This is a genomic window from Fructobacillus tropaeoli, from assembly GCF_016860625.1.
Classification (GTDB): Bacteria; Bacillota; Bacilli; order Lactobacillales; family Lactobacillaceae; genus Fructobacillus; species Fructobacillus tropaeoli.
Genome location: NZ_BOJU01000003.1, coordinates 158,773 through 185,189 on the forward strand (window position 1 = coordinate 158,773; position 26,417 = coordinate 185,189).

Consider the following 26,417-nt stretch of genomic DNA (forward strand, 5'->3'; position numbering starts at 1 on the left):
ATAGCACGCAAAGGGCTTCTCCATCCCATCCTCAAGCGATTTAATTTTCATTTAAAGCGAACGTTTCCACAAAATCAATTGATACGTTCGCTTTTTTCGGGAGTATACTAGAGCGGTTACAAACCGGTGCGTTGCTTCCGTCACGGCACCTAAAAAACAACAAGGAGAAAACAATGATGGAGAATGTAAAGAACAAGACGAGCTTCTGGCTGATTTTTAAGGAGACAATGTCGCCTAGACGGATCATACAAGATCTGGTCAGCCTCAGTAAAATGACGAAGGCGCTCCTATTATTAATGATTGTCGCCCAAGTCGCCACTTTTTTAATCGGTGGCAGCTTTAATGGGATGGCCTGGTTGACCGTCTCAACGGGGGTTAGTTCACTGATCAACCTCGCCTTAGTCGACCAGGGTAAGCAAAGTAATTACTTCTGGGGATTAATTGGTACGGCAACATGGATGATTGTTGCCCTGTTTTCAAGAACTTATGGTGACTTCACCTCCCAGGGATTCGCATTTATCATGCAGTTTATCGGTATTGCGGCTTGGGCCCGCTATCGCGGCGGTGCCGAGAAGGAGCTTCCTTCCCGTAAATTAACGCTGCATACCGCTCTCATCACAACTTTAATCACCATTCTTTCTTATATAACGGTCGTCGCTTTTTCCAAGCACTTTAACGGCCTTCAAATTTACCTGGATTCGGCCGTCCTTCCATTGAATATCGTCGGCCAAATCTTAATGACATACGGTTTCCGTTCTCAATGGATTGCCTGGTTGGCTTCCGACGTGATACAAGTCATTGTCTGGTACCGCAATATCTTTTTGATTCACGACGCCTATGCCAGTTCCATGTTTGTCCTTCAGGTCATTATCTTATTGAATGCCCTCTATGGAACTTGGTATTGGTACAAGAAGGCCCAGCCCGGTCAACCTTCTTTATAAAATCAGTTTCAACAGCACGCAAAAAGACGGCGGTTGCTTTCATGCAACCACCGTCTTTTTACTTTACCCACTACTGCCCCAGCTGGACTCGAACCAGCGACCCTCGCATTAACAGTGCGGCGTTCTACCAACTGAACTACGGAGCAATTAATTACCATACGTTTATAATACATAACGTCCAACAATTAGTCAAGGGTTTTATGAGATATTTTTAATTTATTGTTCATCAATTGACGATAGCCATTCCGAACAAATAAATTCACCAATCTTTTTTATTCTAATTTATAAAATAAAAAAGCGTTGGTTGTCAAGTGACAACCAACACTGATTTGGCTAGGACTGCCCCAGCTGGACTCGAACCAGCGACCCTCGCATTAACAGTGCGGCGTTCTACCAACTGAACTACGGAGCAATTAATTACCATACGTTTATAATACATAACGTCTAATAATTAGTCAAGCCTTTTATTAAAATTATTTAATTTTTAGAACCATTATCAGTGTAAACGCCGTTCTAATGCGCAACAACCTTTTCAAATTGAGTTTGAATCGAGTCAGCTGATTTCTGCAACTTAGCCAATTCTTCTTCCGTCAAATCCAATTGTGAGTAGGCAACAACCCCCTCGCGACCGACAATGGCAGGATAAGAAAGATAAGAGGCAAATTCCGGACGCTTATGAGAAACTGGCATTTCCGTCTTCGCATCCTGAACCACTGTCTTGGCCAAACGAATGGCAGCCGTCGCAATCCCATAAGAAGTGTAGCCCTTACCATCAAACACCGTATAGCCACCAACCACAGAATCCTTTTCGATAGCAGCCAAATCGATTCCTTGTTCAGCCGCTAATTTGGTAATTGGTTGTCCCTGCAAGGATACCGTTGACCAAGCCGTAAACTGTGAGTTTCCGTGTTCACCCAGGTTATAACCCGCAACTGAACGTGGATCAACATTGAAGGCTGAGCCAACTGCCCGGTGCATTCGCGCTGTATCCAAAAGCGTTCCCGTTCCAAGCACTTTTTCCTTCGGATAACCAGTTTCTGCCTGATAGACAGCGGCAATGGCATCACAAGGATTAGTAATCACCACCAAAACCCCGGAAAAATCAGTAGCCTTCAACTTGGCCGAAACTTCTTTTACCTGCTCAACGTTGTGTGGCAATTCAATAAAGCGGTCATGTTCGACGTTATCGTATTGCAATTCAATCTTACCGATGGCTGAGATAATGACGTCCGCATCCCCCAACGCTTGGTAGTCATTGACAGTCACAGAAAAACTGTTGTTCAAATTCGTCTTGGCATCTTCAAAATCCAGAGCATCAGCTTGGACTTTCTTCTCATTTTTATCAATGAAGACATACTCATCCGCTACGCCTTCGGCAATCAAACCATGCGCCACCGTTGAACCAACATGGCCCATTCCAATAATTCCAATTTTTCGCATCGACAATTCCCCTTTTCTGTTGTTGTGCCAATGATAATCATTCAAAACAAGGCCGTCAAGGGCTTTATGAGAAAATTTTAATTTAAAATCCGATTAAGTTTAAGACTGCAAACGAAACCACACCAACCACCACCGTGAGCAAGAGATTTTTCGTGACCACAGCCGTCGCTACTGTCGGTAAGGAAGCCCATAGATTCGGCCAATTGATGCTAGGGAGGTGCCCCAAATGTTGCACAAATAAGCTTTCAAACCAAAGACCAGCCATGATGGTGATTGGAACAAAGCTTAAAAATTCGAGAACCCCTTCTGGTAAATTAAACTTTTTCAGCATGACAAAGGGAAATATCCGCGATACCCAGGTCACGAACCCACAAGCAATAATTGTTAATAGAATATAATTAGTCAAAGACACGTTTCATCACCATCCCAAATAAGCTGCCACAAATCGTTACCAGTAAGACGACAAAGCTCTTTGGTACAAAAATCAAAAATAGGTAAATCAACACCAATACGAAGATAACCACGGCTACTTGTAAAGCCAATTTAATCGTCTTATCCGAACTAATTTGCGCTATTAATAGACCAATAAACATGGCCGTAATGGCAAAGTCTAAACCAAACTTGCTAGGATCCGTTACCAGCCCGCCCACAACTGCACCCAAAAAAGTACCCAACAACCAACTGGCATACGAGACCAAGTTAACCGTGTTAAACCAAGGAAAACTAAGCCGATTTTGACTAACATTGACCTTACTCATCCCTAAAGCAAAGCTTTCATCCGTGACAAAGGTGCCCAGCCAAATATTCCGCCAAAGCGAATACCGGTTGAAATAGGGGGCTAGCGTCATGCTCATCAAAATCATCCGAGCATTGACCAGAAAAACCGCAAAGGCAATCGCCACTATCGAACTATGAGAGCCGACCATCGTGACCAAGACAAACTGGGCCGAACCACCATAATCAATTGCTGAAATCAGCACGATCAACCAGGTACTCAACCCCGCCGCTTTAGCCACGATGCCAAAGGCCATACTAATCCCAATATAACCAAAAACGGTCGGCAAGGCATCCCGCCAGCCGGCCCGAGCGGTTAAGGTATCGTCCATCCCACTTCCTCTTTTCATCTCTTTTTAATCTTTTTCTCTATAAAGTTATTATAGGGACGACTGCCATGACTGTCCAGGCCGCAAAAGAGCAGGCAAAATAAAAAACCACTCAGCAGAAATACCGGTCTTCGTGGATTTCGCAACGTGGGTTAAAGGGTGCCAAACAGTTCAGACAAGCGCCCGTCTTATATTCTTGATAAGTTAATTCTTGACCGCAACGCCCGCAGAGGACTGCTGGCTCAGCCGAATTTTTTGCCATCGGCACAAAGTGGTGGTCTTCTAATGCATCATGGCATTGGTAGCAGGCAAAATACTCCTCGCATCGGCTACAGCGCAGGCCTGCAATATCAACATCCGAATGGTAATGGGCACAGGTCCCAGTGATACCGATGTCTAGGCCTACCATTGCCACTTGTTTGGCACCAAAAAAGCGTTTATTCATGGTTACGCAACTCATTTTGAAAGGCCGACTGCAGCAATGCAACCTGGTCCTGGTATGGCGACAAGAGTTCTGCTACTTCTGCTGCCGACATTTCTTCTGTGACCTGGCCAACTGCCAGGTTCAAGCGGAGGTTGACGGGCAAGCGGTTAACCTTTACGCCCTGCAAAACCAGCGAAAAGGCCAAATCACCCTGAAAGCCACCATGGCCGCCAAAGAAGACGGTCGCAACCGGTAGCCCCCGCCACTCAGCATAGAGTGTATCAATCGCGTTCTTCAAAACAGCAGGATAACCCCAATTGTATTGAGGCGCGACAAATACCACCCCATCATAGCTTTTGATTTGGTTCGACCAATCAATCGTGGACTGATTTTGATAATGACCCTCAGATGGCAGCTCAGGTTCATCCAAAAACGGCAAGGCAACGGTGGCTAGATCAACTACTTCAGCTTTCATCTCTTGGTTGCTCAACTGTGGGGCTAACCAATAAGCTAAGCGCCGACTAACACTCTTTGTTCGATTACTTCCGACAATTACAGCAATTTTTTTCATTTTTTCTCCAGTAATTTGAGAGCCTTCTTAAAAATAAAAAGTCCCATTTACGAGATCAACAAAGTCCATTACAAAAGAGCTCTCGCGGCTTTTTGTCTTGGTGCCTATTATAAACTTTTCGGCTTATACAAAAAATAAATTTTAAATTCACTGTTGACTCATATTTTTTTAATGCTATACTCATAACCAAGATAACAACTGCAGTGATTGGATGAGTAATCCGCAAGCGATTCTACAGAAAACCGTGATTTGATGAGACACGGTGGATTGGCTACGGATGAAAATGGTCCAGGAGCGGTTCATAGTGCGGCGAGTACTTTGTGATAAGCCGGCTACGGTTAACAACCGTTATCATGTTGCGATATAGCCCCCATTGGTGTATCGACTAAGGCTGGTCACAAGACCAGTGAAGTAGAGTGGTACAGCGTTTACATGCGCCTCTAGGTTCAGATTGAAAAATCTAAACCTGGGGGCGCTTTTTAGTGTCTAGAAAAAGGAGAAGAGACATGACAGAAACAGCAGTAGCAACATTGACCAAGACCCCCGTTCATTTTGATATCGTGGGTTCGTTCTTACGACCAGCCCGCTTAAAGCAAGCCCAACAAGACTTCGCCGACGGCAAAATCAGCCAAGCTGACTTGACTAAAATTCAAGATGAAGAAATCAAGGACCTCGTCGAAAAGGAAGTCAAGGCCGGTCTCCACTACGTGTCAGATGGTGAATTCCGTCGTCACTGGTGGCACTTGGATACCTTCTGGGGCTTTGAAGGTATTAAAAAGACAAATGTCGCCCACGGCTACCTTTTCCACGATGTTGAAACGCGCGCCGAATCAGCCCAAGTCGACGGTAAGATTCGCTTTACAAAAGACCATCCTGATTTGAAGGCCTTCTTATACTTGCAGGAAATCACCAAGGATTTGGATGTTATCCCCCGTCAAAGCATCCCCTCTCCAGCCCAGGCCTACGCTGAATTGGTTCGCGGCGAGGAAAACATTGCTGTTTTGAATGAGTTTTACCCAAATCACGAAGACCTTATCACTGATTTGACCACCGCCTATCACGACCTCTACTTGGCCCTCTATGAAGCTGGTTGTCGCGATATTAAGTTGGATGACTGTACTTGGGGTATGCTCTCCGACACTGATTTCTGGGCAGAACAAAACATCGACCAAAAGGGTGTTGATGAACTTCAGGCAGAATACCTAAAGATCAATAACCTGTCATTGGAAAACTTGCCAGAAGACCTCCGTGTTAGCACACACGTTTGCCGCGGAAACTATGCCTCAACTTGGGCAGCAACTGGTGGCTATGATACTGTTGCCGATACCCTCTTAGCTCAAGAAAACGTCGAATCCTTCTACTTGGAATTCGATGACGACCGTTCTGGCGACTTTGCACCATTGGCAAAGGTTCCTGCCGGCAAGGAAGTTGTTTTGGGCTTGGTAACTTCAAAGAAGCCTGAGCTAGAAGACCCTCAAGTTTTGATTGACCGGGTCAAGGAAGCTAGCCAATACGTTCCTTTGGAAAACTTGGCTTTGAGTACACAATGAGGTTTCGCTTCGACTGAAGAAGGCAACCACCTAACAGAAGATGAACAATGGGCCAAGATTAAATTAGTTGTCGACACGGCCGAAAAAATTTGGGGATAGGTGGACACTAATTCATGAAACAATGGCAAAAATGGACGGTAGCAGCCGCCCTAGTAGTGGTTGCCGGTGGAGGACTGGCAACCTTTAATCATTTTAAGACGAATGCCTCTAAGGAAGACTCCGTTCTGAATTACTCTTTAGATAGCGATATCCAAACGCTTGATATCTCCAAAAGTTCGGACCAGTACTCCACCACCATCTTGGGTAACACCGAATCGAACTTGCTGCGGCTGAATGCCAAGGGCGAACCAGTTCCTGATTTGGCCAAGTCCTACAGCGTTTCAAGCGACGGTCTCACCTACACCGTCCAGTTACGGTCTGGGCTGAAATGGTCAGACGGCTCTGAACTAGCAGCCAAGGACTTCGTCTACTCCTGGCAACGGTTAGCCGACCCAAAGACCGGTTCCCAATACGCCTACCTGACTTCGGGTGTGAAAAATGCCGACGATATCATGGCGGGCAAAAAGCCAGTATCATCATTGGGCGTGACGGCCAAGGGTGATACGTTAACCTTTAAGCTTGAAAAGCCCATGCAGCAATTCAAGTACCTACTGAGTTTCGCCCAGTTAATGCCACAGAAGGAATCCTACGTCAAGGATCAGGGTTCCCATTACGGTACCACCGCGAAAAATCAGATTTACTCTGGCCCCTATAAGTTGGAGGGTTGGAATGGAACCAACGAGTCCTTCAAGATGGTCAAGAATCCTGATTACTGGGATGCGAAAAACGTCAAAACCAAGCAGGTTAACTGGCAGGTTATCAAAAATCCAGAAAGTGCCATCAAACTTTATCAGCAAGGCAAAGTTGATCGCGCAAAAATCTACGGTACACCAGAAATTTACGAAGCCAATAAGAATAATAAGGCGGCAACAACGACACCACTGGCTGTTTCTTCCTACCTCGAATACAACCAGGCCAAGAATCCATTCTTAGCAAACCAAAAGATTCGTCAGGCATTGAACCTGGCAACTAATCGCCAAGCACTGGCTGATCAGGCCAGTGGTGGTACTCGTTACGCCGCAACAGGTCTGGTGCCAAAGAACTTGGTCAAGGCCACGAACGGCCAAGACCTGGCCAGCTACGTTAACCCTGGTTACAAATACGATCCAACACAAGCCAAGAAGCTCTTTAAGGAAGGTCTTCAAGAAGTTAATAAGGGCAAGATGAACGTGACAATTGAAACCGATGCCGATGCAGTCGTTTCCAAGAGTACCGTTGATTACCTTAAGCAGGCTTGGGAATCAACTTTCGGCTCTGACATCTCTGTCACGGAAAAGATTGTCCCAATCAAGCAGCGGATGCAAGATGCCCAGAACGGTAACTTCGATATCACCTTAACCAACTGTACTGGTGATTACCAAGATGGTGTCAGCTACTACAACATGTTCAAAACGCCAACGACTGGTACTAATAGTGGTCAATTCAAGAATGATGCCTTTACGGCCGCTGTTAATCAAGCGGAAAATCAGGATGCCAATAAGCCGGCAGCCCGAGACGCTGATTTCAAGAAGGCTGAAGCCGCTTTGAAGGACCAAGCAAACTTGAACCCATTGTATTCATGGAAGCGTATTATCCTGAATCGACCAAATGTGAAGGGTGTTGTCTTGAACCCAACCGGTCTGCAGCTGGACTTGACCCACGCTTACCGCGACTAACCCTTGGTAAATCATTTAATCAATTCATTCTAGGAGCAACATTATTAAAACAGCAGAGCAAAACCAATCGATGAACACCAACCAGCTGATTGCACTGTCACTGGGTGGCGTGATTGGGACCGGGATTTTTATGAGTCCCGGTTATTTCATTAAAAGTGCCGGTGCCATCGGAACGGTGATTGCCTACCTGATTGGGGCCATCCTCGTTTGCCTGGTCATGCAGTGTCTCAGTGAATTGTCTGTTCATCAGCCAACCACGGGCGCCTTCCACGATTACGCCAACCAGTATATCAATCCCGGTGTCGGCTTCGTTGTCGCCTGGCTATACTGGCTCACCTGGACCATTGCATTAGGATCTAACCTGTTAACGATGGGCGTCTTAATGCAACGTTGGTTCCCGCAAGAACCAACATGGCTTTGGTGTCTCTTCTTTGGCCTCATCATGTTCATTTTGAACATTGGCAACCTTTCTTGGTTCTCCAAGAGTGAATCCATCACTTCCTGGGTCAAAACGTTCGCCCTCCTCTTCTTTATCGTTATTGGCTTTTTAATGGTCACCCGATTAATTCCCGGTCACCATATTCAAACTGCCGCTAACTTTGGCGAATTAACCAAGAACGGCTGGTTCCCACACGGCATCGGGCCCATTTTAGCCACCGTTTTGACCGCTAATTTTGCCTATTCTGGGGCCGAAATGATTGGCGTGGCCGCTGGCGAAACCAAGAACCCGGAAAAATCTATTCCAAAGGCCAGTCGTAGAACCCTTGTTTTGCTGATTACGCTCTTTATTGGTGCCATCTTAATCATGGGTGCCCTCTTAGCACCTTCCGATAACGCCCTGGCAACGAGTCCCTTTGTGGCCATCTTGGGTCAAGCCGGTATTCCTGGCGCTGCTGATATCATGAACGCGATTTTAATTATCACGCTGTTCTCAGCTTCAAACGCCGGTGTCTTTGCCGCCTCACGGATGATTTGGTCACTAGCCGATAAAGGTGAAATTTCCCCTAAGTTCGGTAAGTTAAGTCGTCATGGACTTCCGGTTTACGGCTTAATCCTAACAATGGCCGGCGGTGCCTTGTCCCTCCTCTCCAGTATTTACGCAGCACAAACGCTCTATTTAGCCCTCAACGCTCTTTCGGCCTTTGCTGTTGTCGCAGTCTGGATTGTGATTGCTTGGGCGCAATTAAACTTCCGTAAGCAGTACCAAAAAGAGCACGATATCAAGGACCTGAAATACAAAGCACCCCTTTATCCGTTAACGCCAATTGTCGTCATTATCGCCTGCCTCGCTTCCATTATTGGCATCGGCTTTGACCCCAACCAACGGATTGCCCTGATTATCGGCGTTCCCTTTTCACTCTTTTTGTACGGTTACTACCAAATTTTTCAAACTAAAAGTAAAGGACAACATCACCATGAATTTTCACGATTGGGCCAAACAACAGAAGACGATTTTATTTGATAGTTCAATGGGACTTGGACTGAGTAACCAGGGTTTTGATACGAATAACCCCCTCTGGACAGCCAAAGCATTGATTACGGACCCCGATAAGGTCTACCAAGTTCACCTTGACTTTTTTAATGCCGGATCCAACATCACCACGACTGATTCTTACCAAGCATCAACCGCTGGTTTTGCCAAGCAGGGTCTAGGACAAGACGAGGCCGAAAAGCTAATCAAGCAGTCCGTCGCCTTGGCAGAAAAAGCCAGCTTTGATAGCACTGGCGAGCAAGATAAGTGGGTGGCCGGCAATATCGGCCCCTACGGTGCCTATCTCGCCAACGGTGCCGAATATACCGGTGACTATGGCGAGATTACAGATGACGATTTAAGGGCCTTTCATGAAGACCGTCTTCAATGGTTGGTTGAGGCTGGCAGTGACTTGATTGCCGTCCAGACTGTTCCTAGCTTTGCTGAAATCAAGGTGCTCTGTCAATTGTTAAATCAGTACCCAGATGTTGACGTCCTCTTTACCTGTTCGTTAAAGGACAGCCAACACATCAGTGATGGCACTGATTTACGAGAAGTGCAAGCCGTATTGGAAGCACAAGAAAACGTTATCGCCTATGGCTTCAACTGCTTTAAGCCTGAATTTACGGAAAATGCACTCGACTACGTGACGGCGACTGCTAAGACTGATAAAGCCATCGCAGTCGCTCCCAATGCTGGTGCCGACTATGACCCCGTCACGAAAACCTGGGGCGAGCCAAACGAAAAAATCTTTTCGGAAAAAGCACCAAGCTGGCGTCGTCACGGCGCTTCTTGGATTAGTGGTTGCTGCGAGATGATTCCCGCAGAGTTGAAGAATGTTCGCACCGTCCTCTTTGAAAAATGATTACCTTTGAGAAAGCCCGTTCGGTTGAACGGGCTTTTTTGACCCCCGTCTTGTATAATCTAAATACGATAATTTTGGAGAAATGCAATGCAACTTTATTTTTTATGCACTGGTAACTCATCACGCAGCCAGTTTGCCGAGACCTACGCCCGCTACTATGCACCGGCCGACTGGTCAATCAAAAGCGCTGGAACAATTCCCCATGGGGTCCATCCCAAGACCATCGAGGTGTTAAATCAGGAAGGGTTTGATACCAGTCGTCTAACATCAGATGCCATTGATGATGATTTTTTAAACTCAGCCGACTACGTCGTAACACTTTGCGGTGATGCCCGAGATCATTGTCCAATTACTCCGGACTCCGTCCAGAAAGTGCATTTCCTATTAACAGACCCTGCTGGGGTAACCGGTTCCGATGAAGAAATTACTGCTTTTTTCAAAGAAACCGCTGCAGAAATCAAACAATTAATGCAGACATTCATCACCGATATACAAAAAAACGCCTAAGGACAACTTCTGAAGAAGCCCTAGGCGTTTTTTTACTAGCTAAAATTATTTTATTCGTGATGGTGATCATCGTGGCGGTGAGGGTGTTCATCCCCATCTTGACGACGCTTCTTATCGATTGGGCTCACCGGATCATCGATTCGGCGGTTCCACCGATCCATCTTTGGCATCTGATTTTTAACTTCCAGCTGCCGCAACTTTGAGACTGTCTTGTGCTCGATAAAGAGTGGCACAACCTCTTCAACCGTATCACTCAAGCGCAAGCGATAGAAGTAACGGAGGTGGACAGAGTGGGATTGCAACCAAATGCGGCCACCGATTAAGAACCGGTCCCATGATGAAATCTTGGAGACGGCCTTCAAATCCGTGTAGTAATTATTGGTAATCACATACTTAAAGTCACCAATACTCCGGTTCTTATCCAGTCCGTAGCGAATCTTTTGTGGTTCCAGTACACCCTGCTTAACCAAAACCTTGGCAATTTGGTGAATGTAGTATTCAACTTGTGGGTCAACCTTGAAACCAAGATTCAAAACAACTCGAACCATATTTTGGCTACCCATCAAATCAACCGAATAGCTCTTTTCGTATGGATTAATGGATTCACGAATCGTGACGAACCAGTAAACCTTGGCCCGCTTTGGCCGGGCCCCCAATAGCGAGTAGATGACTGATTTCTTAATTTGATAATCGTCATGAACGTTAACAATATAAACCAGGTTCTTCGCCATCAATGGCTCTTCTGAGTCGTTAGACAACTGCATCAACTGACGGCGGTAGTCCTTCAAGGACAAATAATCGTTGTTATAAGACAGTGCTTCGCGGCGCTTGTTTCCATAGAACCAGAAAACCATCACCGACAAAATCAGCAACATCAAGATCACCGTGAAATATCCACCGTGAATGAACTTACCAAGACTGGCAATCAAGAAGAGTGTTTCCAGCAAACCGAATGGAACGGCAAACAGAATGGCCAAACTTGTGCGCGTCTTAAAGCGAATAAACTCAAACAACAACGTCGTTGTCATCAGCATCGTAACCGTGATGGCCAGACCATAGGCTGATTCCATGTTATGAGAAGTCTGGAAAAGCACAACCACGACCACACCGGCGACAAAGAGCATCCAGTTAACAATCGAGATGTACATTTGACCACGGAAATCGTTCGGATAAGTAATCCGCAACCGTGGCATAATCTTCAGCGAAATGGCCTCCGATACCAAAGTAAAGGCACCTGTAATCAAAGCCTGTGAAGCAATGACGGCTGCAATGGTACTCAAGATAACGCCGACCAGTCGCCACTGGTTTGGCAAGATATCAAAGAAGAGGTTCAGGTTTGAACCACTCGCGTTGTGCATGATTACCCATGCCCCTTGTCCCATATAGTTCAAAACCAATGTGACATACACAAATGGCCAACTCAAATAAATATTGCGCTTACCAACGTGTCCCATGTCCGAATACAGTGCCTCGGCACCGGTTGTGGCCAAGAAGATATTTCCTAAAATAAAAATACCTAGGCGGTTATCCGGACTGAACAGAGTCTGTACGGCGTAAACAGGCGAAAGGGCCTTTAAAATCTCTGGATATTGAATGACTTGTAACAGGCCAAAGAAACCAATAAAGGTAAACCAAATGAGCATCATTGGACCAAACATTCGACCGATTTTGGTTGTTCCCTTCCGTTGCAAAGTAAAGACGACCAACAAAATCGTCAACACCACCGGCACAACGAAATCAATTCCCGTTGGGAACATCAGCGAGCCAAACTTTTGCCCCTCTAGCCCTTCAACGGCAGACGTGACCGTCACAGCCGGGGTCAAAGCCCCATCGGCCAGCAAGGCTGCCCCACCGACCATGGCCGGGATAATCAGCCACTTCATGTTCCGATTGCGAACCTTACTATACAGGGAGAAGATACCACCTTCACCGTGGTTATCCGCCTGCAGGGCAATTAAGACATACTTAACCGTCGTAATTAACATCAAAGTCCAAAAAACAAGGGAAATTGACCCAATTACCAGGTTCTTCATATTGTCGGTATGTGCATTGCCGGCAATAATGGCATTCATGGTATATAGTGGGGACGTTCCAATGTCACCATAGACAATGCCTAAGGCGATCAGGAAGCCACCGTACTTTAACCGCTTCTTTGCTGAATCAGTCATTTCTTCTCTCCTATAAAATCAGTCATTGACGGTCACTTTCTTCATGACTTTTGAGTGCCTCAAAGAACTAATCTAATTTAGATAAAAGTATTTTTTCAATCTATTTTCTTGGTTTTCAAATCGTTTTTCCAACATCAGAAGCACTTTTGTCGCGCAACTTTTTTTCTACCAATCAAAGGAGAGTTTAACTCGCTTAGAAAGAATATACAAGGAAAAATAATGCTTTTCATTAGTTCATTTTTACCACTATTTTACTTTTATTTCAACAAGCACTAATTTAGAAGCAAAGTATCAGCATTTAATGGCGCAAATGAAGTCCTGACAGGTAAGCGGTTATATTAAATTCATTTCGAAAATATCAATCCTATCAGGCCTGCTTGAGCATCATCTTACTTGCATCGGTGCTGAACTGCGACCAACCTAGCCTACCTGTCAACATCAGAAAGGCAATAGCTACTAGAACAACCACTGTCAGCTCACCCAAAAATAAAAGACATCACCGTCATCATGAAAAGCACTATCTTTTAACTCAGATAGTAACACATGGATCAGGTGATGTTTTTTTTTGATACTAACGGTAATCGCTCTTAGTCATTATCGAAGTTATCACGAGCAGCTTGCGCCCATACTTCATCGACCATATTGTTTAGGCCACGCTGGTCCCCAGCGATGCTTTTTTGAACAGCCAAACTCACATCCGATGCAAAGGCGGCTGGTGACTTAATATGATTAACCACAGCAAAGGTCATCAACACAGCAAAAAAAGCTGAGGCCACGGCAGCAATAATTTTTGATTTTTTCTTTGGATCGAACATAGGCGCTGTCCTTTTGTCTTACTTTAAGCTAATTTCTTGTCAAACCACTTAGCGATTAATGACAAACCGTAGTTTAACAAGAAGTATACCACCGTCAAGACTACAAGAACAGGAATAATGTAATTCGTGTTCTGCGCGTAGACGATTTGACCGCGGTACGTCATTTCAGCCAACACAATTCCGGATGCCAAACTCGTGTCCTTCACTAGGGAAATCAGCTGTGAAATAATTGGCGGAATCATCTTCTTATAGGCCTGTGGCAGCACGATGTGCCACATCGTCTGCATGTTGGACAAGCCGTTTGCTCGCGCACCCTCAAATTGACCGCGGTCCACCGCTTCCAGTCCACCACGGACAATCTCAGCCAACATGGCCGACTCAAAGAACGTCATCGCTGCCACAGTCGCCCAAAAGATTGGCAAGTGGATGCCTAATTGTGGCAAGGCAAAGTAAGTAAAGAAGATAATCAGCAACAGTGGCAAGTTACGGACAATGTTGTTCAACGTGCCAACAAATGATGAAAAGAATGGAATCTTTTCAAATTGAATAATCCCCACAATGGAACCAAACAGCAGACTCAAGACAACCGAAATAGCTGAAACGCCAACAGTAATGCCTAAGCCCCCCAGGAGGTAACCCATGTTAGCTGAGGTAAAAGCGTTAAAAAATTCAGACATGACCTTTCCCCCTTAGGCTTTCTTCTTCAACTTGGTTTCCAAGTGTTGGACGTAGTAACTCAATGGCATCGTGATTACCAAATAGAAGACACCAATAATGATATACGTCGTAAAGGTATCAAAGGATGAAGCAGCCACTAAGTTACCCTGGTACATTAAGTCCAACCCACCAACAAAGGCTAAAATGGAGGAATTCTTGACCAGGTTGATAAACTGATTTCCCAATGAAGGAATCGCCACCTTAAAGGCCTGGGGTAAAATAATCACCCGCATGGCTTGGTTAAAGGTCAACCCATTCGCGCGGGCCCCTTCCATTTGGCCGGCTTCAATCGAAAGAATCCCGGCACGAACCGATTCAGCGATAAAGGCGGACGTGTACAGTGTCAACCCGACCGTTCCGACGACAAAACCAGTCATTTTAATCACCTTCGCTACTGCTAAATACAGGAAAAGCGTGATAATCAAGAGTGGAATATTCCGGAAAACCTGAACATAGATATTCCCGATGATGCGACCGGCCTTCGAAGATGAGACCTGCATAATGGCAAACAGAGTTCCCAAGACCAGTGACCCAATTAGGGCAATAATACTTGCTAAAAGCGTATGACCAAATCCTTGGACAAACACTGAAAAATATTGATTTAAAAGGCTCATTTGTTTACCTCCAAATCATGCCAATCCAAGCCAGGAACGTTATGGAACCACTTTTCAACCAAACGGTTGTACGTGCCATTTTCCTGCAAAGTCTTCAAAGCGCGGTTGGCCTGCTTTGTCATTGGCTTTTGGTTATGGTCAAAGGCCATTCCGTAAGGTGCCTTGGTGAAGACCCCACCAACAAGGTGGTATTCTGGGTTTTCGGTTGCGAGACCGTAAAGGATGGCATTATCCGTTGATAGCGCCTGTCCCTGTCCTGATTTCAACGCCTGCATCGCAGAAGCGTAGTCCTGCAAGGCAATAATCTTAGCCTTCGGCGCATACTTCTTCGTTTCTTGGGCGGCGGTCGTTCCCACAACGACCAACACCGTGTACTTCGGATCGTTCATATCCTTGACGGATTGAATGCCAGAGTCCTTTTTAACCAATAATGACTGACCGGCGTTAAAGTAAACGTTGGTAAAGTCAACGATTTTCGCTCTTTCTGGCGTAATCGTCATTGTGGAAATCAGCCCATCGATGTTCGTATTTTTCAGCAACTGAATCCGCGAAGCGGAAGACACTGGCACAAAGGCTGCTGAAAGTTTCGTATTGGTTTGTTTAGCAATCTGGGCGGTCATCGCCTTGGCCAAATCAATTTCAAAACCGGCCGGTTGGGCAGTTTTAGTATCCATCAGGCCAAAAAGTTTCGTATCAGCTTTAACACCCCAGGTAATTTGCCCCTTCTTTTCAACCCGGGCCAGGGTATCTTGGTGCGTTTTGTTTTTGTCAATCGTCACGCTGGCCCAAAAAGCCCCCAGCAAAATCAGGGCAGCCAAAACCAGCGAAGCAATGATTCCAAAACGACGTTTTCTAATCTTTTCCATACGCTTTATCTAACTAAGTTAATTTAGCTAGACCCTTCCTTCCATTTTAGTGATGTTCTACCTGGCTCAAGAACTTCTTGGCCCGTGGCTCTGTTGGGTTTTCAAAGAAAGCTTCCGTTGAACTATCTTCTAAGATTCGGCCATCGGCCATAAAGATTACCCGATCAGCGACCGCCTTGGCGAAACTCATTTCATGAGTCACCACCAGCAAGGTCATATCAGAATCGCGCGCAATATCACGCATGACATCCAGCACATCCCCGATCATTTCGGGATCCAAGGCGGAAGTTGGCTCATCAAACAGCAAAGCCTTTGGCTTCATTGCCAATGAACGAGCGATTGCCACTCGTTGCTTCTGGCCTCCTGATAACGCTGCCGGCATGCTATTCGCCTTATCTGCTAAACCAACCTGCTCTAACAATTCCATAGCAATCCGTTTGTTCTCGGCTTCATCGCGGTGCAAAACCAAGCGTGGTGCCAGCATAATATTTTCCAAAACCGTCTTGTTGTTGTAGAGGTTAAAGTGCTGGAAAACCATCCCAACGTTCTTACGAATTTTATTAATATCCGTCTTCGGGTCATGCAAGTCGAACCCGTCAACCAATAACTGCCCCTCTTCGATTTCTTCCAAACCATTGATTGTGCGAATCAAGGTTGACTTTCCGGAACCGGAAGGGCCAATGAGGACCACCGTTTCACCCGCGTCAATTTTCAAGTTCACATCGTGTAAGGCATGAAAATCCCCGTAGTACTTTTGTACATCTTTGAATTCAATCATTGACATCGCTTTTCTCCTCACAAAAAAGTCGCCTTTTCCTAACTGCAGGAAAAGGCGTTAAGATTAATACGTACATTTTACCATTTATAGCCCCTCTACGTTAGGTATTTTGACTAAAAGACTTGAAATTGACCTAGTTCTACTAGCTAATTGCTAAGTTGCCGAACTAAAGACAACTGATTTGTCCAAAAGAAAAAACGATCCACTCAAAAAGTGAATCGTTTTCTTCATATATATAATAGGCAAACAATTATGCCAACTTGTGATCAAACCACTTGGCAATCAATGACAAGCCGTAGTTCAACAAGAAGTAAACCAAGGTCATCACAACCAAGACGGGCACGATGAAATTCGTGTTTTGCGCGTAGATAATTTGACCACGGTAAGTCAATTCCGCAAGAACAATTCCGGATGCCAAACTCGTATCCTTCACTAAGGAAATCAGTTGCGAGATAATTGGCGGAATCATCTTCTTGTAGGCCTGTGGCAACACAATGTGCCACATCGTCTGCATATTCGACAGACCATTGGCACGGGCACCTTCAAACTGGCCGATATCAACAGCTTCCAAACCACCACGGACAATTTCAGCCAACATTGCCGACTGGAAGACCGTCATGGCCACGACCGTTGCCCAAAAAATTGGCAAGTGCAGGCCTAATTGTGGCAAGGCAAAGTAAGTAAAGAAAATAATTAACAACAACGGCAAGTTACGAACGATGTTGTTGATTGTTCCAACGAAACTTGAGAAGTAAGGAATCTTTTCAAAGAAAACAATTCCAATAATGGAACCAAAAATCAGACTCAAAACAACCGAGATGATTGAGACCCCAACGGTAATCCCTAGACCGCCCATCAGGTAGCCGAGGTTTGCCTCTGTAAAGGCACTAAAAAATCCTGACATTCTGCGGCCTCCTTATGCGTTCTTCTTCAATTTATGTTCAAGGTGTTGGATGTAGTAACTGAGTGGCAAGGTAATTACAAGGTAGAAGAGTCCAATGATAATGTAAGTCGTAAAGGTATCAAAGGAGTTCGCTGCCACGATGTTTCCTTGGTACATCAAGTCCAGTCCACCGACAAAGGCCAAAATTGATGAGTTCTTAACTAAGTTAATAAACTGATTTCCCAATGAAGGAATCGCCACCTTGAAGGCCTGAGGTAAAATAATCACCCGCATTGCCTGACCAAAGGTCAACCCGTTTGCTCGTGCCCCTTCCATCTGACCGGCTTCAATGGAAAGAATACCAGCTCGAACGGATTCGGCAATAAAGGCTGAGGTATACAGCGTCAAAGCAATTGTTCCGGCCGTAAACCCTGTCATCTTAATCACCTTCGCTACCGCGAGGTAGAAGAAAAGCGTGATAATCAACAGCGGAATGTTTCGGAAAACCTGGACATAGATATTACCGATTGTGCGGGCCGTTCTTGAATTCGTGACCTGCATAATCGCAAAAATTGTTCCTAAAATCAGTGATCCCACCAAGGCAAAGATACTAGCCAACAGGGTGTGACCAAATCCTTGGAGGAAGACCGAGAAATTTTGTTCAAACAAACTCATTCGTGCACCTCCAAATCATGCCAATCCAAACCTGGCACCTGACCGAACCACTTCTTAATCAACTGGTTGTAGACACCGTTCTTCTTCATGGTGTTAATTGCCTGATTGACTTGATCAACCATTGGCTTTTGATCATGGTCAAAGGCTGCCCCGTAAGGGCCGTTGGTCAATGTACCACCAACAACCTGGTAGTCTGGGTTTTCCGTGGCCAAACCATACAAGATCGCGTTATCGGTTGAGATTGCTTGTCCTTGACCAGCCTTCAATGCCTGCATGGCAGAAGCATAGTCTTGTAAGGCAATCGTCTTGGCCTTCGGTGCAAACTTCTTAATATTTTGTGCTGCGGTTGTTCCCACAACGACCAAAACAGTCTTGCTTGGGTCGTTCAAATCATTGACAGACTTGATGCCTGAATCCTTCTTAACCAAAAGTGACTGACCCGCTGGGAAATATGGTTGACTGAAATCAACAATCTTTGCCCGTTCTGGGGTAATCGTCATCACACCGAAGACTCCATCAATATTGGTATTCTTCAGCAACTGAATTTTAGAGGCAGTTGAAACCGTCACGAAGGATGGTGTCAACTTTTCGCCAATTTGCTTACCGATTTGCTTGGTGACAGCCTTGGCCATGTCGACATCGAATCCTTCAGATTGACCAGCCTTCGTGTCCATCAAACCAAACAGCTTCGTATCAGCCTTGGTTCCCCAAACAATTTTCCCACTCTTCTTTACTCGAGTGAGGGTATCTTGGTGCTTGGCATTATGTGCAACCGTTTGTTGCGCCCAAAATAGACCAAGGACAATGGCCAGGGCTAAAATAATGGTCGCGATTAAGCCAAAGCGCCGCTTCTTTGCTTTTTCCATAAAGCAATTCCCCTTTCCCGTCTTCTTAGTGGTGTTCCACCTGGCTTAAGAACTTCTTCGCCCGCGGTTCTCGAGGATTTTCAAAGAAACTAGCTGTCGAATTATCTTCCAAAATGCGACCGTCGGCCATAAAGATCACCCGGTCGGCCACTGCCTTGGCAAAGCCCATTTCGTGAGTCACAACCAACAAAGTCATGGATGAATCCTTGGCGATATCACGCATAACATCCAAAACATCCCCAATCATTTCAGGGTCCAATGCAGAAGTTGGTTCATCGAACAAGAGTGCCTTTGGCTTCATTGCCAAAGACCGGGCAATGGCGATTCGTTGCTTTTGACCACCTGATAAGGCAGACGGCATGTTGTTGGCTTTGTCAGCCAAACCAACTTTTTCCAGCAATTCCATTGCGATTCGCTTGTTTTCGGCCTCTTCGCGGCCCAAAACTAGACGCGGTGCCAACATGATGTTCTCCAACGCTGTTTTGTTGTTATACAAATTAAAGTGTTGGAAGACCATCCCGACATCCCGACGGATCTTATTAATGTCGGTTTTGGGGTCGTGGAGGTCTTGACCATCCACAATCAACTGCCCGTCTTCGATTTCTTCTAAACCGTTGACGGTTCGAATCAAGGTCGACTTTCCTGACCCAGAAGGGCCGATTAAGACAACAGTCTCACCCGCATCAATTTTTAAATTGATGTCGTGGAGGGCATGAAAGTCACCATAGTACTTTTGTACATTTTTGAATTCGATCATTGACATCGTTTTTCTCCTTGCAACATTTATTCTAGTCGACCGTAAGTGGGCCAAGCTTATTTCCATCTTACGGGTCAACGTCCTAAAATCTGACAAACTTTGTTAGCTAACATAACAAAAGAATGAAAAAAGTTTAAGGTTTTTCTTATATTAGCTACCTAAAAACAAACAAAAAGAGCAAAAGAAGACAAATGTTCTGCTTTTACTCTAAAATAATTCACCTACTTTTCACCCTTGTCGTTAGGCCCGGTGACCCGTTTCCAATGTATCTTCCATTTTTTCAATTAAAGGTTCGACAGGGAACCGATTTCTGAGGTAATCAAAAATGGCTAAGATAATTGGTCGAACAATCAAGAAGAAAATCGGTACAGCAACAAAGAAAGTTTTGACCCAATTCATCAAGTAACCTGGCAAGAATTGTGGGTAAAGACGATGGTACATTTCGGTCAACCAGAGCATCATGATGGAAACATTAAGCATCATCACAGTCAATGGAACCGTGTAACTTTCGGACAAATGATTTTTAATAAATTTCGGATAATGCTTATGAAGCCGCATGGTAATTGGCAAGGTCACAAAAGTACGCAAGCAATAAATAAAGACCACAACAACTGGATACATGAGCCAAACGCGTTCAAGCTTCTGTTCAGAAAAGCCAAAACGAATAACAGTATTATATGTGGACATGATGGCAACCATCACGATTGGAAAAACCCAAGCAAGGGTATTAGGGTGGTGCAAAAGCTTATGTAAAAATTTGGATAACGATTTCATCTAATAATTTTCCTTTCATTTTATTATTTTTCCGCCAAAAAATCAGCCTGGGCGACCCGATGGCAACCCTAGCTGATTCAACGGCAGGAAATGTCAAAGCATTTATATTTCAACCATAACAGAAAACCTGACATTTGTCTAAATTTGTTAATATTTCTATCTTACTAGCAATAAATTACAAACTAAAAAAGCAATTCAGAATTGGAATTGCTTTCTCAAAGTTGTATCAATTGATGTTATTGTTGGCAAGCTTTAGCCTTAGCGCTGATTTTTACCAATCATTCGAACGTTTGCTAACTTATCGGTTGGAAAGACCAAGATCAACAGAATCAACAAGGACACGATATCGTTCAACACTCCGGTTGAACCAAAAGCATCAGACAAGATATCAATGGCAAAAACAATCCAAACCAGGACGGCATTCAACCCTGTGTCTCGAATGCGGCGGACTTCCAACGATAGCGAAGGAATTAAAATAGCCAGAAAAACCAATGCTGAGACAACTAGCCAAAGGATTAGACCACCCGACAAGGTCGTTAACCAATGCCAAATATTCATTTTTTCATTAGCTGGTGACAGGCCGGCAAAAACAGCCATAATCACAGTCGCAACTACCCAAAGAATTGCCAAAATGCCGCCAAGTAAAACCATCCACCAATATTCGGCCCTAGTCGCAGTACCGGTAAAGTTAAAATAGTTTTTCCAAAAGCTTTTGAAAGAAGCACCCATAGTCATTTGTGTTGTTCTCCTTCTCTATTCCTGTTGATGTCCATTGTACGCAAGCTTGGAAGGGCATGCAAGGTGGAATAGAGTTGGGAAAAGGATTTTTGATTCCGACCTTTTTCTGCTCACTGCTTTAACGAGAGGCGCTTTCCCTGTGCTTTCGCCTGCGCTTCGGTCATCGTGATGATGTTGGCCTTATTAGTACGAGCTGGCATTGAATCGGTACTATACCAGTAGACATCTGATTTTCCGCCACCAGTGACATAAACTGTTCTATCGGATTCACCGCTATTGCCTTGATCAGACTGAGTAGGTTGCGCAGCAGGCGCTGTAGACTGTTCTGTCGGGGTGGTCGATTGTGCTACTGAAGCATCTGATTGAGTTGCAGGAGCTGTACTTTGCTCCTGCTTTTTTGTCGTGGATTTGCTTGACTTACTCTTCTTTGTTGCAACACTAGTACCAGCCTCTGCAACCGTATTCGTAGCTCGTCCACTAGCATAATCAATTGTTCCGTTTGGTGTCACATTATCAAGAACAACATGAGTAACGCCATTGCTATCAGTTGATTCTTTACCGGACCCCAGCTTAATTACGAGTGTCTTACCTGAGCTATCTAAGCCAACATAGTCCAACTTGACCTGGCGAGGAATCAATTCATCCCCTTGGTAAATTGGTGTTACTTGGTAATCTAGCCAATAATTCGGATGGTTAGCCAACCAAGAGTCAAGACGATTTTCATAGAAAAGCATCGAATCCTGGTTACTATCGTTCATTCCCTTATAATTACCAGCATTCATCCAAGCCGTTTCTGGTACTAAGTTTTTGGGTTCATCATTCAAACCGCTAAATTGGTAACCAACCAAATGACCTCGGTTCATTACCCAAGCCTGCTTGGTTCCATCACCATAATAAAATTTAAAGTTGTGCCACCCGACCGGGTTGTACTTTAATTTTGCTGCCCGTTTAACTTTTGGCTCATCCTTATCCTGCAATTGAATATGAGAATAAGTTGCTCGCCCCAATCGATCCAAGTCACCCATGACCATTTGCCGCTTGCCGGTAAATGCTAAGAGGCCACTATCCGTTTGCTGTTTTTGGTCAACATTGGTACTTGAACTTTGAGTAGCTGCGGCACTACTTGAAGTCGCAGCCGATTTCTTTGACTGCGACGCCGTTGTAGCTGATTTTTTCGCCTTTGGCTTGTCATCCGCCTGTGATTGATCGGTAGGTGTCGTTACCCCGGCAATCATAAAGAAGGCCAGCGTTGCCGCTAGTAGCCACTTACCTCGCTTTGGCAGCTTTAATCCCGCCCGCTTATTTTTCATCCATTCGACCATTAGCCAAATCAGGGATACGAAAAATAGCATTACAAAAAATCCATTCATGGTTTCTCCCTCGCTCTTAGCGTGTGTTTGCGCACGTTGTTCAAGTTAATGGAAGAAAATACTAAATTTATTGATTATATTTTCTTAGCAATTAAAGACGTTGCTAAAAAAGTTTCTCTAGTACCTCTACATTCACCCAATCCAAACGTTAGACATTTAGATATTAATTTATACCTTTTTCTATTCTACAGTATTTTTTTCTAATGTGTATCAGTGTATAAATATTCAAAGAGACTGCAACAAAAAGTAATTTTATATCGACTAAAGCATGACAAAATTATCAACCAGCATTTACCCCGGCATTATTTGATTAATTGATTGGATGAGGAAATTTTAAGTTTTAGCTCCTCCTGTCGATTAAACATTCGTTCAAAAACACTATAATCAACAAAAGCACATTTTCAACGCTCACAGTGCAATTCAAGCCAGGGCTAAACCCTCCACAACATCTTGGTTAATAAAGGAAAAGAACAATGAAATTCAATAAAACCATCCCCGAATTATCCGTCTTTAGCCTTGAACAATCAAAACGCTTTTATCTCGATACTTTAAAATTTAAAGTTGAGTATGAACGACCAGGTAAACATTTCGTTTTCTTAAGTAAAGATGGTAACCAGGTCATGTTGGAAGAAATTCACGATAGCGGTTGGAACACTGCAGAGCTCGTTTACCCTCTCGGGCGTGGTATCAATTTATCATTTGAAATCCCAGCAATTGATAATTTCTATCATGAAATTATGAGCAGTGGTGTGTCCCTATTTCGTGAACTAACAGTCAGCCGATACGAAGGTGCTGACGGTTTGATTGTTCAAAAAGAATTTTTAATTCAAGATCCAAATGGCTACTTGCTGAGATTTACGGATTAAAAAAAGCTGGCATTCCAACGGTCAGCATATGTTAAGCCGTTTTAAGTTATACTGTTTGTAATATCACACCCAGTAACTTTCAGAATCTCACAGTACTGATTTAAAAAAATCAGCCTTTATTCTGATTTCAACTCTAAACAATGGCAATACGAGATTAAACAGGAGAAATTATGTTTACAGGAAAAAATGTAAAATTATCGCATTACCACGAAGGTGATGGCAACGACTTTGCCAGCTGGCAATGGGATGAAAACTTTATTAATCCGCTGTCTGATGACGTCATTCACCCCTTTACGGCGGAAGATTGGGAAAAGATTTTTCGTAATTCTTCTAGAAGTGACGAAAATGTTGAATTTACCGTTCGCAAGGTCGATGATGACAGCTTAATTGGGTTTGTCAGCTTATCAAATATCAGTATTCGTAACCATTCTTGTGAACTTGGTATTGGTTTTCCAAAAGAAGAAGACCGATTCAAAGGCTATGGTCAAGAAACACTGTCATTGATATTGGACTATGGTTTCAATAACCTGAACATGCATAAAATAAAATTGTCGGTCTTCCCTTTCAATACCGGAGCTGTAAAAGCCTATACTAAGGCTGGTTTTGTCAAAGAAGGTACTTCAAAAAATGAAGTCTTCTATGATGGTCATTGGGTTGATTTTGACCACTATGCTATCTTTCAAGAGGACTGGTTGGCTAGTCGGCGATAATACAAAAAATGAATTAAAAAAGCCACTACCCAAACCAGAGTAGTGGCTTTGTACTAATATTTTTGACCAACCTATTTAATGAGTTATAATACTTTTCACGGCAAAATAAAGGAGGCTTAATAATGGCAATTACATTTGGTAAACCAAAAGAAACTGATTTAGATAAAATTATGAATATTGAAAATTCAGGTTTTTCTGAGGCCGAGGCGGCCACCAAGGAAAGTATGTTAGAACGAATAAAAGTTATCCCAGATACGTTTATTGTTGCCTATGATGAACAAGAAAATCCTGCAGGTTACATTGTTGGTCCGGCGTCGACAGAACGTTATATTTCAGACGAACTATTTGAAACATCAGTTCCCAATTCAGATCAAGCACCCTATCAAACAATTCTGAGTTTGGTCGTATCACCAGACAAACAAAAAATGGGCATTGCAGGTCAATTATTACAACAACTGGCTATCGTTTCGAAGCAACAAGGACGTCAGTTAATAACCTTAACATGTTTAGAAAAACTGGTTCCTTTTTATGAAAGAAACGGTTATCAAGTCGATGGCATTTCTGATTCTCAGCATGCTGGTGAGACTTGGTATAACATGACTAAAATGCTTTAATTAATGCCATTGAAAACAAAATTCACTATTACAACACAAATCAAGCTACAAGGCCAGTTACCGATTAAATATCAGTAGCTGGCCTTTTAATTTACTTCAACTTAACTTTATCTTGTTTCGCCAGTTTGCTCATCATAAAAGCCCCAGAATATTGTCTTCATTCTGAGGCTCATGTTGTCGTAAACCACGCATCATTTGATGAGCTGATTTATCAATTTTATTTTTGTGCCTTTTTTGCCTGTACAGCAAACATGACAAAAATTAATAGGGAAATAACAAACAACAACCACATAAATCCTTGCATTCCACTTGCAAGTCCTGCCGAGCTAGAACCAAACAATGCTGCAACAGTTGTTCCAGCAGCAGCCATGAACATTTGTCCAGCCTGAATAATCGCATTTCCATCGCTTTGTTCTTCTGGTGAGACATCAACCAATGCTGCGGTCATTCCAGTACTAAAGGACATTGTTCGCCCAATAGTAAACAGCGTATAAGTAAGCACAATCGTCATAAACGTCAAGTTTTTAGCCCACAAAGACATAGCTAATAATGCTAATGCAAAGAGGATATTACCGGCAAAAAGTAACTTTGTTGATCCGATTCGGTCATAGAGCGAACCAAACAAAGGTGTTAATAGGGCACCAATAAACGTCCCTGGAAGTAATGAGAAGCCTGCTAGTAAACTACTTGAGTGTACTACTGACTGAAGATAATTAGGTAGTAACAATCCCAATCCTAGGTTAGCAAACATGTAAAGAATAACCGGAATCCATAGCAAAGTAAAAGACGGTACCTTAAACAAGTGAATATTTAAGAAAGTTTTCTTACTATTAAGTGAAACCTTGATAAAGAGGAACAGTGCAATGATTGTCAATACTAACAAAACGTAGTTAACCGAACCAGATTCTAATTGGTTAACCGTTAAGATACCTGCAATCAAAGCGAAAGCGAGTAAGAAGAATGAAGTAAAATCAAATGACAAGTTTTCGTTCGTCTCACTATGAGCTGGTATCGTTGCGATTCCAATCAAGATTGATAGGGCTGGAATTACCAATAACGTGAAAAAGATTGAACGCCAACCCAAACTTTCAACCAATGCTCCACCATACGTAGGGCCAATTGATGGTGCCAAACCAATAACCATTGATCCAATTCCCATCCAGGTACCAATCTTGTCAAAAGGTACCAAGGTCAAAATTAGATTGAACATCAATGGCATCGCCAAACCTGCTGATACCCCTTCTAAGACTCGCCCAAGTAATAGAAATGAAAATGATGGAGCAAACCCGGCCAATATACTTCCTAAAATAAAACCAGCATTAGCGCCAATCCAAACATTTTTGTTACCAAATCGCTTAGTTAAATATGAACTAATCGTCATCGTAACAGTCACTGCTAGCAAATAAGCGGTGGTAACCCATTGAACATCATTTAATGAGATGTTAAAGACTTTTGTTAAAGCCGGAAAGGTCACATTAAGGGCCGTTTCAACCATGACGCCCCCTGCAGCCAATATGGCTGCAGCAACAATTGCTAACTTATTTTTTAATACAAATTCCCGATTTTCCATCATTCCTCCG

Annotated in this window: 27 protein-coding genes, 2 tRNA genes and 1 pseudogene; 9 read left to right on the plus strand and 21 right to left on the minus strand. The window is 43.9% G+C overall.

Translation table 11 applies throughout. The features are described from left to right. Window positions 1-173: 173 nt before the first annotated feature. The gene (gene pnuC / locus FT12353_RS04880; RefSeq protein ID WP_203618921.1) at window positions 174-941 is read left to right on the plus strand and encodes a nicotinamide riboside transporter PnuC; all 768 of its coding nucleotides are present in this window, start codon (window positions 174-176) and stop codon (window positions 939-941) included. Window positions 942-1,014: 73 nt separating this feature from the next. Here pnuC and FT12353_RS04885 read toward each other — a convergent pair. The 7 genes from FT12353_RS04885 to FT12353_RS04915 all read right to left on the minus strand — a co-directional run bounded on the left by FT12353_RS04885 (window position 1,015) and on the right by FT12353_RS04915 (window position 4,479). Continuing rightward, window positions 1,015-1,087 (minus strand) — tRNA-Asn (locus FT12353_RS04885). Between the two features lie 193 nt (window positions 1,088-1,280). After that, window positions 1,281-1,353 (minus strand) — tRNA-Asn (locus tag FT12353_RS04890). A gap of 101 nt (window positions 1,354-1,454) precedes the next feature. Beyond that, complete coding sequence (locus tag FT12353_RS04895) at window positions 1,455-2,381, minus strand: L-lactate dehydrogenase (protein WP_203618923.1); 927 nt, start codon at window positions 2,379-2,381, stop codon at window positions 1,455-1,457. Between the two features lie 82 nt (window positions 2,382-2,463). Further along, window positions 2,464-2,793 carry an AzlD domain-containing protein gene (locus tag FT12353_RS04900; protein WP_059393833.1) on the minus strand — a complete coding sequence of 110 codons (330 nt, stop codon included), beginning with the start codon at window positions 2,791-2,793 and terminating at the stop codon, window positions 2,464-2,466. Next, on the minus strand, window positions 2,780-3,487 hold the full coding sequence (locus FT12353_RS04905) for an AzlC family ABC transporter permease (protein ID WP_203618925.1): 708 nt from the start codon (window positions 3,485-3,487) through the stop codon (window positions 2,780-2,782). The genes FT12353_RS04900 and FT12353_RS04905 overlap by 14 nt, the downstream gene beginning before the upstream one ends. A gap of 109 nt (window positions 3,488-3,596) precedes the next feature. Continuing rightward, on the minus strand, window positions 3,597-3,929 hold the full coding sequence (locus FT12353_RS04910; RefSeq protein ID WP_239061181.1) for a CHY zinc finger protein: 333 nt from the start codon (window positions 3,927-3,929) through the stop codon (window positions 3,597-3,599). Continuing rightward, window positions 3,922-4,479 (minus strand): NADPH-dependent FMN reductase, encoded by a 558-nt coding sequence (locus FT12353_RS04915; protein ID WP_059393835.1) that lies wholly within the window; start codon window positions 4,477-4,479, stop codon window positions 3,922-3,924. The genes FT12353_RS04910 and FT12353_RS04915 overlap by 8 nt, the downstream gene beginning before the upstream one ends. Before the next feature lie 506 nt (window positions 4,480-4,985). On the opposite strand from FT12353_RS04915, the pseudogene FT12353_RS04920 reads away from it, so the two are divergent. The 5 genes and pseudogenes from FT12353_RS04920 (at window position 4,986) to FT12353_RS04940 (ending at window position 10,626) form a co-directional block, all read left to right on the plus strand. After that, a pseudogene (locus FT12353_RS04920) lies at window positions 4,986-6,128 on the plus strand (5-methyltetrahydropteroyltriglutamate--homocysteine S-methyltransferase). Between the two features lie 14 nt (window positions 6,129-6,142). Further along, on the plus strand, window positions 6,143-7,783 hold the full coding sequence (locus FT12353_RS04925; RefSeq protein WP_203618927.1) for a peptide ABC transporter substrate-binding protein: 1,641 nt from the start codon (window positions 6,143-6,145) through the stop codon (window positions 7,781-7,783). A gap of 70 nt (window positions 7,784-7,853) precedes the next feature. Continuing rightward, window positions 7,854-9,245, plus strand: coding sequence for an amino acid permease (locus FT12353_RS04930; RefSeq protein WP_059393838.1), 1,392 nt, complete (start codon window positions 7,854-7,856; stop codon window positions 9,243-9,245). Then, window positions 9,199-10,119, plus strand: a complete 921-nt coding sequence (mmuM, locus tag FT12353_RS04935; RefSeq protein ID WP_059393839.1) for a homocysteine S-methyltransferase — start codon at window positions 9,199-9,201, stop codon at window positions 10,117-10,119. The genes FT12353_RS04930 and mmuM overlap by 47 nt, the downstream gene beginning before the upstream one ends. 87 nt (window positions 10,120-10,206) lie before the next feature. Continuing rightward, complete coding sequence (locus tag FT12353_RS04940) at window positions 10,207-10,626, plus strand: arsenate reductase ArsC (protein ID WP_203618934.1); 420 nt, start codon at window positions 10,207-10,209, stop codon at window positions 10,624-10,626. Window positions 10,627-10,676: 50 nt separating this feature from the next. On the opposite strand, the gene FT12353_RS04945 is transcribed toward FT12353_RS04940, so the two are convergent. The 13 genes from FT12353_RS04945 to FT12353_RS05005 all read right to left on the minus strand — a co-directional run bounded on the left by FT12353_RS04945 (window position 10,677) and on the right by FT12353_RS05005 (window position 22,647). After that, the gene (locus FT12353_RS04945; protein ID WP_083994417.1) at window positions 10,677-12,794 is read right to left on the minus strand and encodes a KUP/HAK/KT family potassium transporter; all 2,118 of its coding nucleotides are present in this window, start codon (window positions 12,792-12,794) and stop codon (window positions 10,677-10,679) included. 587 nt (window positions 12,795-13,381) lie between these two features. After that, window positions 13,382-13,609, minus strand: coding sequence for a hypothetical protein (locus FT12353_RS04950; protein WP_059393841.1), 228 nt, complete (start codon window positions 13,607-13,609; stop codon window positions 13,382-13,384). Between the two features lie 23 nt (window positions 13,610-13,632). Next, window positions 13,633-14,286: an amino acid ABC transporter permease gene (locus FT12353_RS04955; protein WP_047974564.1), complete on the minus strand. Its 654-nt coding sequence runs from the start codon at window positions 14,284-14,286 to the stop codon at window positions 13,633-13,635. A 12-nt stretch (window positions 14,287-14,298) separates the two neighbouring features. Then, on the minus strand, window positions 14,299-14,940 hold the full coding sequence (locus FT12353_RS04960) for an amino acid ABC transporter permease (RefSeq protein ID WP_203618936.1): 642 nt from the start codon (window positions 14,938-14,940) through the stop codon (window positions 14,299-14,301). Continuing rightward, window positions 14,937-15,806: a transporter substrate-binding domain-containing protein gene (locus FT12353_RS04965; protein ID WP_059393844.1), complete on the minus strand. Its 870-nt coding sequence runs from the start codon at window positions 15,804-15,806 to the stop codon at window positions 14,937-14,939. Before FT12353_RS04965 ends, FT12353_RS04960 begins: the two co-directional genes overlap by 4 nt. A gap of 46 nt (window positions 15,807-15,852) precedes the next feature. Beyond that, on the minus strand, window positions 15,853-16,590 hold the full coding sequence (locus FT12353_RS04970; protein WP_047974561.1) for an amino acid ABC transporter ATP-binding protein: 738 nt from the start codon (window positions 16,588-16,590) through the stop codon (window positions 15,853-15,855). Between the two features lie 244 nt (window positions 16,591-16,834). Continuing rightward, complete coding sequence (locus FT12353_RS04975) at window positions 16,835-17,488, minus strand: amino acid ABC transporter permease (protein ID WP_059393845.1); 654 nt, start codon at window positions 17,486-17,488, stop codon at window positions 16,835-16,837. Between the two features lie 12 nt (window positions 17,489-17,500). After that, window positions 17,501-18,142: an amino acid ABC transporter permease gene (locus FT12353_RS04980; protein WP_059393846.1), complete on the minus strand. Its 642-nt coding sequence runs from the start codon at window positions 18,140-18,142 to the stop codon at window positions 17,501-17,503. Next, the gene (locus tag FT12353_RS04985) at window positions 18,139-19,008 is read right to left on the minus strand and encodes a transporter substrate-binding domain-containing protein (protein ID WP_203618938.1); all 870 of its coding nucleotides are present in this window, start codon (window positions 19,006-19,008) and stop codon (window positions 18,139-18,141) included. Before FT12353_RS04985 ends, FT12353_RS04980 begins: the two co-directional genes overlap by 4 nt. A gap of 25 nt (window positions 19,009-19,033) precedes the next feature. Continuing rightward, window positions 19,034-19,771, minus strand: coding sequence for an amino acid ABC transporter ATP-binding protein (locus FT12353_RS04990; RefSeq protein ID WP_047974557.1), 738 nt, complete (start codon window positions 19,769-19,771; stop codon window positions 19,034-19,036). A 234-nt stretch (window positions 19,772-20,005) separates the two neighbouring features. Then, window positions 20,006-20,539 carry a hypothetical protein gene (locus FT12353_RS04995; protein WP_059393847.1) on the minus strand — a complete coding sequence of 178 codons (534 nt, stop codon included), beginning with the start codon at window positions 20,537-20,539 and terminating at the stop codon, window positions 20,006-20,008. Between the two features lie 258 nt (window positions 20,540-20,797). Beyond that, window positions 20,798-21,274 carry a DUF805 domain-containing protein gene (locus tag FT12353_RS05000; protein WP_059393848.1) on the minus strand — a complete coding sequence of 159 codons (477 nt, stop codon included), beginning with the start codon at window positions 21,272-21,274 and terminating at the stop codon, window positions 20,798-20,800. Window positions 21,275-21,387: 113 nt separating this feature from the next. Then, window positions 21,388-22,647: a DNA/RNA non-specific endonuclease gene (locus tag FT12353_RS05005; protein ID WP_059393849.1), complete on the minus strand. Its 1,260-nt coding sequence runs from the start codon at window positions 22,645-22,647 to the stop codon at window positions 21,388-21,390. A 473-nt stretch (window positions 22,648-23,120) separates the two neighbouring features. Here FT12353_RS05005 and FT12353_RS05010 point away from each other — a divergent pair, with 473 nt between their 5' ends. From FT12353_RS05010 to FT12353_RS05020, 3 genes are all read left to right on the plus strand, one after another. Further along, window positions 23,121-23,513: a VOC family protein gene (locus FT12353_RS05010; protein WP_059393850.1), complete on the plus strand. Its 393-nt coding sequence runs from the start codon at window positions 23,121-23,123 to the stop codon at window positions 23,511-23,513. A gap of 170 nt (window positions 23,514-23,683) precedes the next feature. Beyond that, window positions 23,684-24,223, plus strand: coding sequence for a GNAT family N-acetyltransferase (locus FT12353_RS05015; protein ID WP_059393851.1), 540 nt, complete (start codon window positions 23,684-23,686; stop codon window positions 24,221-24,223). A gap of 122 nt (window positions 24,224-24,345) precedes the next feature. Then, complete coding sequence (locus FT12353_RS05020; RefSeq protein WP_059393852.1) at window positions 24,346-24,837, plus strand: GNAT family N-acetyltransferase; 492 nt, start codon at window positions 24,346-24,348, stop codon at window positions 24,835-24,837. A gap of 217 nt (window positions 24,838-25,054) precedes the next feature. Here FT12353_RS05020 and FT12353_RS05025 read toward each other — a convergent pair whose 3' ends face one another. Continuing rightward, the gene (locus FT12353_RS05025) at window positions 25,055-26,410 is read right to left on the minus strand and encodes an MFS transporter (RefSeq protein ID WP_239061182.1); all 1,356 of its coding nucleotides are present in this window, start codon (window positions 26,408-26,410) and stop codon (window positions 25,055-25,057) included. Between the last annotated feature and the right edge of the window lie 7 nt (window positions 26,411-26,417).